Origin of the sequence: Bacillus sp. FSL M8-0063, assembly GCF_038005545.1 — a bacterium.
In the GTDB taxonomy this organism is placed as follows: Bacteria; Bacillota; Bacilli; order Bacillales; family Bacillaceae_G; genus Bacillus_A; species Bacillus_A wiedmannii.
This window is the reverse complement of the sequence record NZ_JBBOTJ010000001.1, coordinates 425001-438484: the sequence shown is the minus strand read 5'-3', so window position 1 is coordinate 438484 and position 13484 is coordinate 425001. Positions and strand designations below refer to the sequence as shown.

General features: G+C 38.3%; 13 protein-coding genes, 20 tRNA genes, 2 rRNA genes and 2 riboswitches (1 of these 37 only partly in view). Of the genes, 2 read left to right on the top strand and 33 right to left on the bottom strand.

Translation table 11 applies throughout. From position 1 onward, the window contains the following. Window positions 1–5: 5 nt before the first annotated feature. The 9 genes from thiF to tenA are packed head-to-tail and all read right to left on the bottom strand — an operon-like array spanning window position 6 to window position 6906. Window positions 6–1025: a thiazole biosynthesis adenylyltransferase ThiF gene (thiF, locus tag MKX31_RS02125; protein WP_064473923.1), complete on the bottom strand. Its 1020-nt coding sequence runs from the start codon at window positions 1023–1025 to the stop codon at window positions 6–8. Next, a complete protein-coding gene (gene thiG, locus MKX31_RS02120) occupies window positions 1018–1788 on the bottom strand; it encodes a thiazole synthase (RefSeq protein WP_000931995.1) in 771 nt (256 codons plus the stop codon). Before thiG ends, thiF begins: the two co-directional genes overlap by 8 nt. Window positions 1789–1790: 2 nt before the next feature. Then, entirely contained in the window at window positions 1791–1994 is a 204-nt protein-coding gene (thiS, locus tag MKX31_RS02115) for a sulfur carrier protein ThiS (RefSeq protein WP_001049510.1), read from the bottom strand. A 15-nt stretch (window positions 1995–2009) separates the two neighbouring features. Continuing rightward, window positions 2010–3119 (bottom strand): glycine oxidase ThiO, encoded by a 1110-nt coding sequence (gene thiO / locus MKX31_RS02110; protein WP_340979817.1) that lies wholly within the window; start codon window positions 3117–3119, stop codon window positions 2010–2012. Then, entirely contained in the window at window positions 3112–3732 is a 621-nt protein-coding gene (gene tenI, locus MKX31_RS02105) for a thiazole tautomerase TenI (RefSeq protein ID WP_088047981.1), read from the bottom strand. The genes thiO and tenI overlap by 8 nt, the downstream gene beginning before the upstream one ends. A 10-nt stretch (window positions 3733–3742) precedes the next feature. Continuing rightward, a complete protein-coding gene (locus tag MKX31_RS02100; RefSeq protein ID WP_088047982.1) occupies window positions 3743–4744 on the bottom strand; it encodes an ABC transporter substrate-binding protein in 1002 nt (333 codons plus the stop codon). Beyond that, complete coding sequence (locus MKX31_RS02095; RefSeq protein WP_078182938.1) at window positions 4741–5493, bottom strand: ABC transporter permease; 753 nt, start codon at window positions 5491–5493, stop codon at window positions 4741–4743. Before MKX31_RS02095 ends, MKX31_RS02100 begins: the two co-directional genes overlap by 4 nt. Then, entirely contained in the window at window positions 5493–6242 is a 750-nt protein-coding gene (locus tag MKX31_RS02090) for an ABC transporter ATP-binding protein (protein ID WP_088047983.1), read from the bottom strand. Before MKX31_RS02090 ends, MKX31_RS02095 begins: the two co-directional genes overlap by 1 nt. Beyond that, window positions 6211–6906, bottom strand: a complete 696-nt coding sequence (gene tenA / locus MKX31_RS02085) for a thiaminase II (RefSeq protein ID WP_000666826.1) — start codon at window positions 6904–6906, stop codon at window positions 6211–6213. Before tenA ends, MKX31_RS02090 begins: the two co-directional genes overlap by 32 nt. Before the next feature lie 82 nt (window positions 6907–6988). Further along, window positions 6989–7091: riboswitch (TPP riboswitch) on the bottom strand. A gap of 60 nt (window positions 7092–7151) precedes the next feature. Continuing rightward, a riboswitch (TPP riboswitch) is annotated at window positions 7152–7263 on the bottom strand. A gap of 269 nt (window positions 7264–7532) precedes the next feature. Between tenA and MKX31_RS02080 the strand changes: the two genes are divergently transcribed. Beyond that, window positions 7533–8693 (top strand): SH3 domain-containing protein, encoded by a 1161-nt coding sequence (locus tag MKX31_RS02080; RefSeq protein WP_340979813.1) that lies wholly within the window; start codon window positions 7533–7535, stop codon window positions 8691–8693. 5 nt (window positions 8694–8698) lie between these two features. Beyond that, window positions 8699–9031: a hypothetical protein gene (locus MKX31_RS02075; RefSeq protein ID WP_340979811.1), complete on the top strand. Its 333-nt coding sequence runs from the start codon at window positions 8699–8701 to the stop codon at window positions 9029–9031. Between the two features lie 241 nt (window positions 9032–9272). On the opposite strand, the gene MKX31_RS02070 is transcribed toward MKX31_RS02075, so the two are convergent. The 24 genes from MKX31_RS02070 to MKX31_RS01955 form a co-directional block, all read right to left on the bottom strand. Then, window positions 9273–10424 carry a DUF3965 domain-containing protein gene (locus MKX31_RS02070; RefSeq protein WP_046956752.1) on the bottom strand — a complete coding sequence of 384 codons (1152 nt, stop codon included), beginning with the start codon at window positions 10422–10424 and terminating at the stop codon, window positions 9273–9275. A 297-nt stretch (window positions 10425–10721) separates the two neighbouring features. Next, the gene (locus tag MKX31_RS02065) at window positions 10722–11141 is read right to left on the bottom strand and encodes a CBS domain-containing protein (RefSeq protein ID WP_000199001.1); all 420 of its coding nucleotides are present in this window, start codon (window positions 11139–11141) and stop codon (window positions 10722–10724) included. 130 nt (window positions 11142–11271) lie between these two features. Continuing rightward, window positions 11272–11343, bottom strand: a tRNA-Glu gene (locus MKX31_RS02060). A 1-nt stretch (window position 11344) separates the two neighbouring features. Continuing rightward, a tRNA-Asn gene (locus MKX31_RS02055) sits at window positions 11345–11419 on the bottom strand. A gap of 10 nt (window positions 11420–11429) precedes the next feature. Next, window positions 11430–11506, bottom strand: a tRNA-Ile gene (locus MKX31_RS02050). A 10-nt stretch (window positions 11507–11516) separates the two neighbouring features. After that, window positions 11517–11587: transfer RNA gene (locus MKX31_RS02045), tRNA-Trp, on the bottom strand. A 6-nt stretch (window positions 11588–11593) separates the two neighbouring features. Next, a tRNA-Thr gene (locus MKX31_RS02040) sits at window positions 11594–11666 on the bottom strand. A gap of 9 nt (window positions 11667–11675) precedes the next feature. Beyond that, window positions 11676–11751, bottom strand: a tRNA-Phe gene (locus MKX31_RS02035). An 8-nt stretch (window positions 11752–11759) separates the two neighbouring features. Beyond that, window positions 11760–11835 (bottom strand) — tRNA-Asp (locus MKX31_RS02030). 3 nt (window positions 11836–11838) lie between these two features. Further along, a tRNA-Met gene (locus tag MKX31_RS02025) sits at window positions 11839–11915 on the bottom strand. Window positions 11916–11942: 27 nt separating this feature from the next. Continuing rightward, window positions 11943–12035: transfer RNA gene (locus MKX31_RS02020), tRNA-Ser, on the bottom strand. A gap of 17 nt (window positions 12036–12052) precedes the next feature. Further along, window positions 12053–12129: transfer RNA gene (locus MKX31_RS02015), tRNA-Ile, on the bottom strand. 4 nt (window positions 12130–12133) lie between these two features. Continuing rightward, window positions 12134–12210: transfer RNA gene (locus MKX31_RS02010), tRNA-Met, on the bottom strand. 20 nt (window positions 12211–12230) lie between these two features. Next, window positions 12231–12303 (bottom strand) — tRNA-Ala (locus MKX31_RS02005). 14 nt (window positions 12304–12317) lie between these two features. Continuing rightward, window positions 12318–12391 (bottom strand) — tRNA-Pro (locus MKX31_RS02000). Window positions 12392–12401: 10 nt separating this feature from the next. After that, window positions 12402–12475, bottom strand: a tRNA-Arg gene (locus tag MKX31_RS01995). Between the two features lie 3 nt (window positions 12476–12478). Then, window positions 12479–12567: transfer RNA gene (locus MKX31_RS01990), tRNA-Leu, on the bottom strand. 16 nt (window positions 12568–12583) lie between these two features. Continuing rightward, window positions 12584–12658 (bottom strand) — tRNA-Gly (locus tag MKX31_RS01985). A 29-nt stretch (window positions 12659–12687) separates the two neighbouring features. Then, window positions 12688–12768: transfer RNA gene (locus tag MKX31_RS01980), tRNA-Leu, on the bottom strand. Window positions 12769–12782: 14 nt separating this feature from the next. Continuing rightward, a tRNA-Lys gene (locus MKX31_RS01975) sits at window positions 12783–12858 on the bottom strand. Window positions 12859–12871: 13 nt separating this feature from the next. Beyond that, window positions 12872–12947: transfer RNA gene (locus MKX31_RS01970), tRNA-Thr, on the bottom strand. Between the two features lie 4 nt (window positions 12948–12951). Beyond that, window positions 12952–13027 (bottom strand) — tRNA-Val (locus tag MKX31_RS01965). Window positions 13028–13031: 4 nt separating this feature from the next. Next, window positions 13032–13147, bottom strand: a 5S ribosomal RNA gene (gene rrf, locus MKX31_RS01960). 102 nt (window positions 13148–13249) lie between these two features. Next, window positions 13250–13484 (bottom strand): 23S ribosomal RNA (locus MKX31_RS01955) (it continues 2687 nt past the right edge of the window).

The following is a 13484-nucleotide window of genomic DNA, read 5'->3' as shown; positions in this document are numbered from 1 at the left end:
CTTTTCTATCCAAAATAGCGATGATAAATCGTTTTTGCTTCGCTTATATCTTTCGTTCCATGTACAAGTACACGTCCATCTTTGAAAGCAACTAATCTCTTTTCTTCCACAGAAAATGATAATAAATATGGATTTACATTTAAATCATTCACACGATCATTCAGCAGCTCTTTGTATCGTTCAAAATCCATTTCTTCTTTATGAGGTGGTCTAATTTGAACTGTATTTCTCCCGCATAAAACTGCTGTTTTCGATGTATTTTCTTTATTTAAATACGGGTATATCGCATTCTCTCCACACGAAGGACAATTATGCTTACGAAGCTTTTGCACATTCATACATGAGTATTCATTCTTCCATACATCAAACGATACAAGTCCATCTCGAAGTGACTCGTAATCTTCCACTAACAGTTTAAGAGCTTCCGTTACTTGATGAGAAACGACGAGAGATACAGCAGGAGATATAATGCCCGCTGTATCGCATGTCGCTCCGCCAAGCGGAATCGATTGTAATAAACAAGATAAACATGGCGTTTTACTAGGAAGAATTGTGTAAGAAAGGCCGTAACTCCCTACACATGCTCCGTAAATCCATGGAATAGAATACTTTTGCGCTATATCATTTACAATAAAACGTGTTTCAAAATTATCAGTTGCATCAATCATTACATCAACCTTTGTAACGAGTTCTTCTAATTCCTCAGCAGTTACATCTTGAACGAGAGCTTTTACTCTTACTTCACTATTAATTTCTTCTAGACGCTTTTTTGCCGCTACAGCCTTCGGTAGGTTATTCTCTACATCGCTCTCTGCATACAATTGTTGCCTTTGTAAATTACTCCAATCGACATAATCTCGGTCAACAATCGTTACTATGCCAACACCTGCTCTTACAAACATCTCTGCATTTGCACTACCTAATGCACCTGCACCGATAATGAGTACATGCTTTTCTCTTATCTTTCGTTGCCCCTCTTCTCCAATTGGAGAAAATAATTCTTGGCGAGAATATCGATTATTCAACTACGCTCATTCCTTCTAAAGGACTACTTGCTGTTGCACAACGCTTACGTGCAATACGCCCCGCTTCAAATCCTAATCGTCCTGCTTCAATACTTAATTTCATTGCTTGTGCCATTTTTATTGGATCTTTTGCTCCCGATACAGCAGTATTTAATAACACACCATCCGCTCCTAATTCCATCGCAAATGCCGCATCAGCTGGGCTACCGATACCAGCGTCAACGATAACTGGTACTGTCGCTTGTTCAATAATGAAGCTTAAATTTAACGGATTTACAATACCAAGCCCTGAACCGATTGGTGATGCTCCTGGCATAATTGCATGCACACCTAGTTCTTGTAATTTACGTGCTAATACAACATCATCAGATGTATACGGAAGTACGATAAATCCTTCTTCTAGTAACATTTCAGATGCCTTTAACGTTTCTACTGGATCAGGTAATAACGTTCTATCATCACCAATAACTTCTACTTTGATCATATCGCAAAGCCCCGAAGCTTTTGCTAATTTTGCAATACGAACAGCTTCTTCAGCATTTTTTGCTCCAGCTGTATTCGGTAATAACGTATATTTTTTCACATCAAGTTTCTCTAATAAATTAGGCTGCTTTGCATCAAATATATCCATACGACGTACTGCGAACGTTAAAACCTCAGCCTCAGATACATCAATTGCCTTTTGCTGTACATCAAAATCAGGGAATTTCCCTGTTCCTAATAAAAGTCTAGAATGAAATGAAAATGGTCCAATGTTTAACATAATCAACCGCCTCCTACGAAAGTTACAATCTCAATTTGGTCTCCATCAAAAACAGATGTATCTGTATGATCATCTTTTTGTAAAATATCTTTATTACGCTCTACTACTACAATTCTGTTATCTAACTCTAAATGCGTAAGTAGCTCAGCCACTGTTTTCACACTCTCTGGCACTTCAAGTTGGTTACCATTAATTTTTAAATTCAAACTTCCATCCCCTTTCTAAACTGTTTTAGAAAGCAATGAATCTAGCAAATGATTCTCCTGCTTTCCTTCTATTAAATCAGCCATATACTGACCAGAAACAGGACTTAATAAAATACCGTTTCGATAATGTCCAGTACAAGCATATAAACCTTTTATTTCTTCATGCTCTCCCATATAAGGAGCTTCGTGATTCGATTGAGGTCTTAACCCTGCCCATGCGCTTTCCCACTCTGCTTCTTTTAAAGCTGGCAATATTGTATACGCGCGCTCTAATATAGAAGTAATACTTTCTGGTTGCACTGTTTTATTAAACGTATGAGGCTTCATCGTTGCTCCAATTACGTAACGTCCACCACGCTTTGGGGCAATGTAAAATCTTTCTTGGAAAATAGGTGCCTTTAAAAGTGGTTTTCTACTTCTTACCGCTACTACTTCTCCTTTAACTGGATATGTACCCCATTCGCGGTGAAAATAACCTAGTAACTTCGTGCTCCATGAACCACCCGCAATCACAACTTTCTCGCACGCCATAATACCTTCGCTTGTAACAATCCCAGTCACTTTATTATTTTCAATACGAATATCAAACACTTCTGTCTGTTCATATATATCAGCACCCGAAATTGATGCGGAATGTGCGAATGCTTTCGTAAGCTCTGGTGCAATAACATGACCATCTTTTGGATAATATACAGCACCTATAATTGACTCAGATAGACACGGCTCTTTCTCTCGTAAACGATCTCCCATTAGAAAGTAAGAATCTTCACCTGTTTTCTGCTGCCACTCCATAATGTGAAGAATCCTTTCCTTCTCATCTTCATTTTGGGCAATGCGATAAATGCCTTTCTCTTCATACCCAATATCGATGCCTGTTTTTTCACGTAAAACTGCTGCAAGTTGTGGAAATATAACACGGCTTTCTCTAGCAAGTTCAAATAACGGGTCATATGCATCCCATTCTGCCTGAACCCCGAGTAAACCAGCAGCTGCTTTCGAAGCTTCAGATGCAATCCTTTGCTTCTCTACAATCGCTACTTTATGTCCTCTTTCTGCTAGAAAATGTGCAACTGAACTACCGATTACACCACCGCCAATTATCGCTACATCATACTTCTTACACATGTTTTTCCGCCCACTTTCTTATTGATTCCTTATAAGATTTCGCTTTGCTATACGGGTTACTACTACTTATGATCCCAGACATAACAGCAATACCACTGACACCGTTAGTAAGAACATCCCCGATATTTTCCGTGGTAATTCCGCCAATTGCTGTAATCGGTATGGATAAACACTTTGCAATGCCTGAAACCTCTTCAAGCCCTCTCGCTGGCACACCTTTTTTACAATCTGTCGGAAATACATGACCATAGACGAGGGAATCCGCTCCATTCTTAAATGCATCGATCGCCTCTTCTAAAGAATGTACAGAATAGCCGACATGCAAATAAGAAAACTTTTCTTTCACTGACCTTACATTGGCGCTTCGATATCCGAGCTGCACGCGTGGAATGTTTAATAAAATAGCGATATCAATTCGATCATTTATCACTATTTTTGATGCCGGAAAGCCTTTCTTCAAAAGACTTTCCACACCTTCATACAAATCCTTCGTACTTTTCTCACGCTCACGAATATGCAAATAGTCAATCTCACTTTCAATTTGCATCGCTACATTCACTAACTCTTCGAATGACATGTGACCATTTGAGATTACATGAAGCTCATTTTTCATATTCATTCGCCTACTTTAAAATGTTTTCGAATAACTCATCGGCCGGAACGATTTCTTTCGTCATTCCTTTATCTTTCAGCCATTTATTTTGTTTTTCCCATGATTCTTTTGAATCTGATAAGAATGGCTCATCTTTCGTTTCCATTTTCTCTAATAAAATTTTCATACTTTCTTTTTCAACTTCTGGTACAAGTGGGAAGTTTTCTTTTTCTTGATGATTTAATAAAATATTTAATGCTTCATCTGGATTTTTCTTCATGAAATCATAGCCTTTTTTCGTACCACGTAAGAAGGCTTGTAACGCTTCTTTATCTTTTTTCAACGTTTTATCACCTGTTACAAATACAAGCTCATGATAATTCGGTACACCGTAATCAGCTGGATTAAAGTACGCCGGTTCATGACCTTCATGACGCATAACAGGTACTTCATGGTTAATGTATGCCCCTGTTACCGCATCCACTTTCTTCGTAATTAATGCCGGTACTAGATCAAAGCCAACATCGACTACTTTCACTGTATCTGGATTACCACCAGCTTCTTTTACCATCGTTTTTAAATACATCTCACTTAAAGGTGTTCCAGAATATCCAACTGTTTTCCCCTCTAAATCTTTTGGCGATTGAATGCCTGCTGATTTCAGCGATACAACATGATTTAATGGTGAACGTACGACAGCTCCAATTGATTTCACTGGAATTTGTTCATTTGCTTTTGCCATAACAACATCTGGCTGATAATATAAACCAACCGTTACTTTTCCTGCAGCTGCTAAAGTTAATGGATCAGTCGGATTAGAAGGGAATTTTATATTCACCTTTACTCCTTCTTCTTTAAAATAGCCTTTTTCAATTGCTGCATAAATAAAGCTATGTACCGCATTTGGGTACCAATCAAGCATGACCGTTATTTCTTTTTCCTTTTTACCCTTATCTGACGCTGAGTTACTAGAACATCCAGTAATCATTGCAACTAATAATGTCAACACAAAGATGCGTTTTAAAAATTTCATGAATACTTCCTCCAACTAATAAATTTCTTTTCTAATACTGAGATAAGTATGACGAAGAAAATAGCTAATAATGATAACAATACAATGGGTGCAAATACACCGGCTCCGTCTAACTGTGTCATCATTCTTTTACTGAAATATCCAAGCCCAGCTTGTGCACCGAGCCACTCACCGATTGCTGCCCCAATTACACTAAGCGGAACTGCAATTTTTAAAGCTGAGAAAAAATAAGGAAGAGCAGATGGTAACTTTAATTTAAGAAAAACATCTTTTTTCGTTGCCCCATAGGTAACTAAGAGCTCCTCCCATTCTTTTTTCGTACTGCGTAGTCCATCATACGTATTGACCGCAATTGGGAAAAACGTAATTAAAACAGTAACAACAACCTTACTCCAGATCGTATATCCAAACCATAAAACGAAAAGCGGCGCAAGCGCTGTAATAGGAATCGTTTGTGAGGCAACTAATAATGGATAAAATGCTCTCTCCATCCAATTACTCGCATTCATTAACATCGCTAGCCCTACCCCAAGTACGATAGAAATAGCCACCCCTATTAAAACGACCGATAAGGTTGCCGGCAAATGAACCGTAAATAATATATCTTTTAGTTTCCATATCTTCATCACAATTGCAGACGGTGACGGTAAAATGTACATTTCATCTACGATTCTTGCGCCTACTTCCCAAAAGGCAAGTAAAATACTAGAAAGTGTAAGGGCAGGTAATAGCTCCTTCAACCGGTTCATCATACGAGTACCTGCCTTTGTAACATACTAAGAAGCTCATCTTTAAGCGCTAACACTTCAGGCTTATATAAATCTTTTCTTGTTCGATTACGATCAAGCGGTACAATCCTCTCGGTTAAAGTAGTTATCGGTTGCTGCTCTACTACTAAAATTCGATTAGAAAGAAACAACGCTTCTTCCACATCATGAGTGATAAATAAAATTGTTTTTTCCCACTCTTTCCATTGTTCAAACAGCCATTCTTGCAAAGATGCCTTCGTTAAAGCGTCCAACGCGCTAAACGGTTCATCTAACAACAATATTTCCCCGCCTGTTAATAAAGTTCGAATAAAAGATACGCGTTGTCTCATACCACCAGATAAATCTTTCGGATATTTTGTCTCATACCCTTGTAAGCCAAATTTATGTAGCAGTTCCTTGGCCTTTATTTGTGCTTCTTTCTTCTGTACACCTTGACACTCTAGCGGCAGAGCAGCATTCTCAATAATCGTTCGCCACGGCAGGAGCATATCTTTTTGGGGCATATACCCTACAGGATGGCTCTTCGTTTCTGTCAGCTCTATCTGCCCAGTACTTACTTCTTCTAAACCTGTAATAAGGCGAAATAGAGTACTTTTCCCGCATCCACTCGGTCCGATAATACTTACAAACTCTTTATCTTGTATAGAAGCATTTAATTCATTGATGATTGGTTTCTCATCATAATGAAAAGAAACATTATGAAACTGTAGTATGTTCTTGCTCCTCAAATCCCCACATCTCCTTACGATAGGACATATCCCAGAATAAATATTCAAATCGACTGGAATATAGGAAAATCTCCTCTAATCGATCTAGCTCTTTTTCAGACTTTCCAACTGCCATTTCATTTAATAAATCGATTAACCAAATACAAAGGTTACCGTATTCTTCAGAACTATATCCTTGAATCCACTCACCAAAGAACTCATGATCTCTTGCTCCAGGAATATCATTTAAACGCTTTCCAATTTCCCAGTAGCTCCACATACATGGAAGAAGTGCTGCTATTAATTCCGCAAGTGTGCCATTTTGAGATACAGACATCATGTAATTTGTATAAGCTAAATTTTTAGCAGATGGCTTTGCAGACTCTATCTCCTCTATAGAAATTCCCAGTCTTTTTGCATATTGTTTATGGATTGTCATTTCTCCATTTAATATGCCATCAATTTGTTCAGCAAATTTCCCCATTACTTGTGGATTCGTTGCTTTTACAACACCAATCGCATATAGCTTTGCATAATCTAACAAATATAAATAATCTTGAATAATGTAATACTGAAACTTATCTTTTTCTAACGTGCCATCCCCCATACCTACTACAAACGGATGATTATGACTCATCTCCCAAACTGGTTGTACAGTTTCTAATAATCTATCGCAAAATTTCATTTCCCTATCCCCTTCCGGTATGTGTATTTAAATAAAAAACCACTTCTAAATAAGAAGTGGTTACAGCAAATAAAATTATAATTTATTCGTTGCTCCACTTCCCTTCGCTAGTATTACCTAGATCAGGTCTGTAAGGGTTAAGGATTATTCCTCTCTCAGCACAACAAGCACCCCTAGTGGTTTCAATATGAAATTTTTAAACAAAAAAGCCCCGTTTCTATACGCAAAGAAACGGGGACTTATTATTAGTGTCCGAATTGCTTCCCTACGCTAGCATAATCTAGATCAGGTAATGAAAAGGATCAAAGGCTTACGGCCTACTCTCAGCTGGCAACACCAGCTCTCCTAGCAAACTATGAAATTATCACTGTCAGTATAACATCGTAATAAGACATCATCAACTGTTTTAATTTTCTCAATTGTCAACAAAATAACAAAACTATATAATACTTATATTCTATCTTAGAAATTATTATCCTAATTAATTGAATAAAAAGGAATCATTATCCTCAAAAAATTTATTTTTATATTGATTTCATATTACATTTATGTGAATACACCCACTATATTATATCTTTATACTATAATAAAATTACAACTATACAACTAGAGGAGGTCTCTATTATATGAATATGAAAGCTACTGCTTTAACAGCAACTACTGTCGCAATTGCCTCTTTACTTCCTTCTATGGGAGAAACAAATGTACAAACAGCCAACGCTGAACAATTATCTAATGTGAAAACTGGATATGTCAAAGTCGATCAAGTAGCCTTACATACAAAAAATAACGCAAATAGCTCTTCAATTGATACAATTCGCTTTAATACGAAAGTAAACATACTTGAAACAACTAATGGCTGGTATAAAGTATCTGTTAATAATAAAGTAGGTTACGTACAAAAAGACGCTATTCTACTAAAAAACAAACTTCAATCTACTAATCAATACATCGTTAATGCCAATGCATTAAACGTTCGTTCTGAACCTAATTTAGAATCTTCAATTTTAGATGTATTACCAAATGGGAAATTCGTTACCATTCAAGAAGAACAAGGCGAGTGGTATAAAATTTTACATAATGGCAAAACAGGTTACGTACAAAAAGCATTCGTATCTAATGGTTCACAGCCTTTAGTAAAAGGCATCACAGTTCAAAATAATACGAAATACACAGTTGCAACACCTAAACTTAATGTACGTGGCAACGCTAGTACAAATAGTGCACTACTTGGTTCATTACAAAATGGTACACAAATACAAGTAGTGGAAACTGTAGGAACTTGGTATAAAATTCGTTTTGGCACAGGATACGGATACGTAGCAAAACATTATGTGATGCAAAATCAATCACAATCACAAGCTCAAACGGCTCAACCTACTTCCATTCCAGCAGTTTTCAAATTCCCTACTCAAGGAAGAATTAGCTCAACCTTTGATATACGTTGGGAACAAATGCATTATGGTATAGATATTGCAGCTCAAGGTAATGTCTCTATCCAGGCGGCAGCTGCAGGTAAAGTTGTGAAATCATATTATTCAGCTAGCTATGGCAATGTTGTGTTCATCGCCCATCAAATAAACGGGAAATTATATACAACAGTCTATGCACACATGAAAGATCGCACTGTACAAGCTGGTGATCAAGTACAAGCTGGACAATTAGTAGGTCATATGGGCAACACAGGTCATTCATACGGGCAACATCTTCATTTTGAGTTACACAATGGAGAATGGAATTTTGAAAAAACAAATGCAGTAAACCCACTGCCATATTTAGTTAGGTAAATTGTATGCAACGCAATATACCTCTCTTAATTGAATACTTAGCCTTTTTAGGTTTAATCTGTTGTTTAATCATTTACAATACAAACACTGTATTTTTATCTATTATCATTGCTTTTGTTGCTTTAGAAATTATGATGGAATACTTTCAAGTACAACTAAAACAAAAAATTGCCCATATATATAATGCCATCTTTCTATTAAGTGCCCTAATAACAAATATTATTAGTAATGGTTTTTATTTATCTACCGTATTTCCTGTATTCTTTATGGCTGTTTTATTATTCATAGCTAGATACATTCATGTTCCTAATACCAAAAAACACGAACAAGAAGCTTAGAAAGAGGAGACACTGTGTATCAATCTTTCAAAGATAATCCGCTAAAATATATATTGAATGTATACACCAAAATAAATACTTTTTTTGGTATACAAGGAAGCAATACAGCACAATTTATCCTTTGTGGAATGTTATTTCTCGTCTTAATTACATTCTCCTTGCTTTACTAATAAAAAAAGGATCTCACATAAACTTGAGATCCTTTTTAATTTATATAAATTTTTTATATAGAAAATGCTCTTTATCCACAAGCATATTTTTCATAAATAAAGCTAAGGTTATATTTTTTCTCTAAGCTCATTCTTTGTTCATCATCACACCAATAGAACAGAATATCATGAATTGTTGCATAACGTTTATTTTTAAGAAATAGTTTAAAGAATGATGGTAAACAATCATGTAATTGTATAAATATATAATTGCGTAATATTTCTTCTTTATATTCAATGCCTTTACAAATATACAGCAATTCTTCACAATAATATGCATGTTGTGGAACTTGAATCATTTCGAAAAATGGCACATATGATAATAACTTCCCGATAAAATGATCATATCGATCCATTATTCCTATCGTCATATGCTCCATCATTTCTTTCATTACATATAAATAATCATCTACATGAGTAGTCTTGAGTGGGTCTAATCGATCTGAAATTTGAGAAAGTACAGCTCTTTGACAAGCTAACACCGCTTGACTAGGTCCATAATATGATAGGAAATCTGTACACTTACGATATTTTCGTAATAAGTCATGTGTGTATAAGTCATACACAAACGTATTACAATACATCGCTAGACTCATCATATCACTATTTAATTGCTCTTTTGATAGTAATTTAGCTCTCTTACACATATAAAAGAATGTAAATTCCAATACTTCTTTATGAGATAATAAATGTTTACAATCCGTTATACATTTCTCATTAAATTTAACCCTATCCCAAATTTCTACATCCCCATCAGTCAATTCACCAATACGATATTTAATAATTAAATAGTTTAAAGCAACCGCTTGCGTCAACAGATCCCACGTTTCATATTCCAATGAAGTGTGAACAAACTCAGCTAGTCCTTGAGTTATCATAAAAGTATTTGCTTCTTCATACCAACCAATCTCTTGGCATAAGCGAAGAATACGTACTAGAGTTGGAATTTCATCTTTATGAAACTGCGGTAAATTCTTTACTTTATCCATTCCATATACGATAAATGCCGCTAAATTTTCTTCTTTATAAAATTCTTTTTCTTTCCACACTAATATAGTTCGTTCTTTCCCTTCACCTTTTGGATGACAAGGTACAAGCAAAGAAAATAATTCAGCGAAATTATTTGGTTCTATATATGTATCTGTAACCAAATTCCAATTTGGATCGCGCTGTACAGCCCTCATATAATTCCCCTTCCCTTTTGTCTACATAGGAAATATTAATCCATTATTACATCGTTAACAATAAATATTGTTATATTCGAAATCTTTCATAATACTTATATCTATCAGTATATCATTTTTTCTCTTATTTAAAATTAGGAATGACAAATTTTAAATAACTGTCGAAATTACTAACTGTATACTTATATTATATAATGTCTCAGATACATCATGCTAACATATTAGTTTAATCCATATATACTAGAATAATGCATCTGATTTTTATACGTAACTTATCCCACTAAGGAACGTCTCTCTTCATTCCGTATGCTCCGAAATTTCACTTAAAGCAAATCCCGCTTGATCATCTGCCGATTCTCTTATAGCTAAATCACCTAGTGCTAACATCCCAACGAGTTGACCACTCTCAACTACTGGTAATCGTCTAATTTGATACTGTGCCATTAACTCTGTAGCTTTTTCAATAGAATCATCTGGAGAAACTGAAACAATATTTGTTGTCATTACATTTGTAATTTTATTAGATCCAGGATGTTTCTCAGCAATCCCACGAACAACTAAATCTCGGTCCGTAACAAGCCCAACAACTTGCTCATTTTCAACAACTGGAATCAATCCAATCGATTCTTCTTTCATCTTTACAGCAGCCTCATATACGTTGTCTAGCGGTGTACAATGTACAACATGAGTACTCATAAAGTCTCTCACTCGTGTCATTTGTATCTCCTCCTTTTTATACATACCATAGCTTTTCCTAAATCCCTTTATTTATTTCAGGAAAATCAGTTGATAAAGGAGAATTCCACAAAATAAAAAAGAGTCAGCATATTGCTGACTCTTTTTTTTATGACCCGTACGGGATTCGAACCCGTGTTACCGCCGTGAAAGGGCGGTGTCTTAACCACTTGACCAACGGGCCATGGCTCCGCAGGTAGGACTCGAACCTACGACCGATCGGTTAACAGCCGATAGCTCTACCACTGAGCTACTGCGGAATAATATATATGGTGGGCCTAAATGGACTCGAACCATCGACCTCACGCTTATCAGGCGTGCGCTCTAACCAGCTGAGCTATAGGCCCATATACTTTACAGGGGCAGTAGGAATCGAACCCACACTGGAGGTTTTGGAGACCTCAGTTCTACCTTTAAACTATGCCCCTAAAGGATGCCGACTAGAGGACTTGAACCCCCAACCTACTGATTACAAGTCAGTTGCTCTACCAATTGAGCTAAGTCGGCATAAAAAAATGGTGGCTCGGGACGGAATCGAACCGCCGACACGAGGATTTTCAGTCCTCTGCTCTACCGACTGAGCTACCGAGCCAACATAAATGGCGGTCCCGACCGGGGTCGAACCGGCGATCTCCTGCGTGACAGGCAGGCATGTTAACCACTACACCACGGGACCATTTGGTTGCGGGGACAGGATTTGAACCTGCGACCTTCGGGTTATGAGCCCGACGAGCTACCGTGCTGCTCCACCCCGCGATGATAAAATATTTAATTTAGAAAAAATGGAGGAGGTAGAGGGATTCGAACCCCCGCGCGACTCTCGCCGCCTGTCGGTTTTCAAGACCGATCCCTTCAGCCGAACTTGGGTATACCTCCGAGATATAAAGCTTTAGTGGTGGACCTTGTAGGACTCGAACCTACGACCGGACGGTTATGAGCCGTCTGCTCTAACCAGCTGAGCTAAAGGTCCTTTATGGTAGCGGCGGAGGGGATCGAACCCCCGACCTCACGGGTATGAACCGTACGCTCTAGCCAGCTGAGCTACACCGCCATAAAAGATATTAAAATAAGTGGAGCCTAGCGGGATCGAACCGCTGACCTCCTGCGTGCAAGGCAGGCGCTCTCCCAGCTGAGCTAAGGCCCCATGTTTTTGGAAAATCGGGAAGACAGGATTTGAACCTGCGACCCCCTGGTCCCAAACCAGGTGCTCTACCAAGCTGAGCCACTTCCCGTTAATAAAAGCGCGCCCGAGAGGAGTCGAACCCCTAACCTCTTGATCCGTAGTCAAACGCTCTATCCAATTGAGCTACGGGCGCATATGGTGCCGAGGGCGGGGGTCGAACCCGCACGGTGGTCACCCACCGCAGGATTTTAAGTCCTGTGCGTCTGCCTGTTCCGCCACCCCGGCATGTCATATTGGAAATTGGAGCGGAAGACGGGATTCGAACCCGCGACCCCAACCTTGGCAAGGTTGTATTCTACCACTGAACTACTTCCGCAAGACATGTTTGAGATATTTCATTAAAAGTGCGGGTGAAGGGAGTCGAACCCCCACGCCAAAGGCGCTAGATCCTAAGTCTAGTGCGTCTGCCAATTCCGCCACACCCGCATATTTCATTAAAATGGTGAGCCATGAAGGATTCGAACCTTCGACCCTCTGATTAAAAGTCAGATGCTCTACCAACTGAGCTAATGGCTCTTGCAATAAAAACTGGTGCCGACTAGAGGACTTGAACCCCCAACCTACTGATTACAAGTCAGTTGCTCTACCAATTGAGCTAAGTCGGCTAAATGGTGGAGGATGACGGGATCGAACCGCCGACCCCCTGCTTGTAAGGCAGGTGCTCTCCCAGCTGAGCTAATCCTCCATTTGCCTGGCAACGTCCTACTCTCACAGGGACAAGGTCCCAACTACCATCGGCGCTAGAGAGCTTAACTTCCGTGTTCGGTATGGGAACGGGTGTGACCTCTCTGCCATCATTACCAGACTGTATTCATTTAAGACAAGAATCATTATAACTTATTTAACTTTAAAAGTCAACAAGTTTTTTATATTCCTTCAAAACTAGATAACATTTGCTTCATATTATATGGTTAAGTCCTCGATCTATTAGTATTCGTCAGCTCCACATGTCACCATGCTTCCACCTCGAACCTATCAACCTGATCATCTTTCAGGGATCTTACTAGCTTACGCTATGGGAAATCTCATCTTGAGGGGGGCTTCATGCTTAGATGCTTTCAGCACTTATCCCTTCCGCACATAGCTACCCAGCTATGCCCTTGGCAGAACAACTGGTACACCAGCGGTGCGTCCATCCCGGT

What these genes read in the sequence shown, in the direction of transcription:
- thiG (WP_000931995.1), bottom strand. Translation starts at nt 1,788, where the DNA reads ATGTTAAACATTGGACCATTTTCATTTCATTCTAGACTTTTATTAGGA.
- thiO (WP_340979817.1), bottom strand. Translation starts at nt 3,119, where the DNA reads ATGTGTAAGAAGTATGATGTAGCGATAATTGGCGGTGGTGTAATCGGT.
- tenI (WP_088047981.1), bottom strand. Translation starts at nt 3,732, where the DNA reads ATGAAAAATGAGCTTCATGTAATCTCAAATGGTCACATGTCATTCGAA.
- MKX31_RS02100 (WP_088047982.1), bottom strand. Translation starts at nt 4,744, where the DNA reads ATGAAATTTTTAAAACGCATCTTTGTGTTGACATTATTAGTTGCAATG.
- MKX31_RS02095 (WP_078182938.1), bottom strand. Translation starts at nt 5,493, where the DNA reads ATGAACCGGTTGAAGGAGCTATTACCTGCCCTTACACTTTCTAGTATT.
- tenA (WP_000666826.1), bottom strand. Translation starts at nt 6,906, where the DNA reads ATGAAATTTTGCGATAGATTATTAGAAACTGTACAACCAGTTTGGGAG.
- MKX31_RS02080 (WP_340979813.1), top strand. Translation starts at nt 7,533, where the DNA reads ATGAATATGAAAGCTACTGCTTTAACAGCAACTACTGTCGCAATTGCC.
- MKX31_RS02075 (WP_340979811.1), top strand. Translation starts at nt 8,699, where the DNA reads ATGCAACGCAATATACCTCTCTTAATTGAATACTTAGCCTTTTTAGGT.
- MKX31_RS02070 (WP_046956752.1), bottom strand. Translation starts at nt 10,424, where the DNA reads ATGAGGGCTGTACAGCGCGATCCAAATTGGAATTTGGTTACAGATACA.
- MKX31_RS02065 (WP_000199001.1), bottom strand. Translation starts at nt 11,141, where the DNA reads ATGACACGAGTGAGAGACTTTATGAGTACTCATGTTGTACATTGTACA.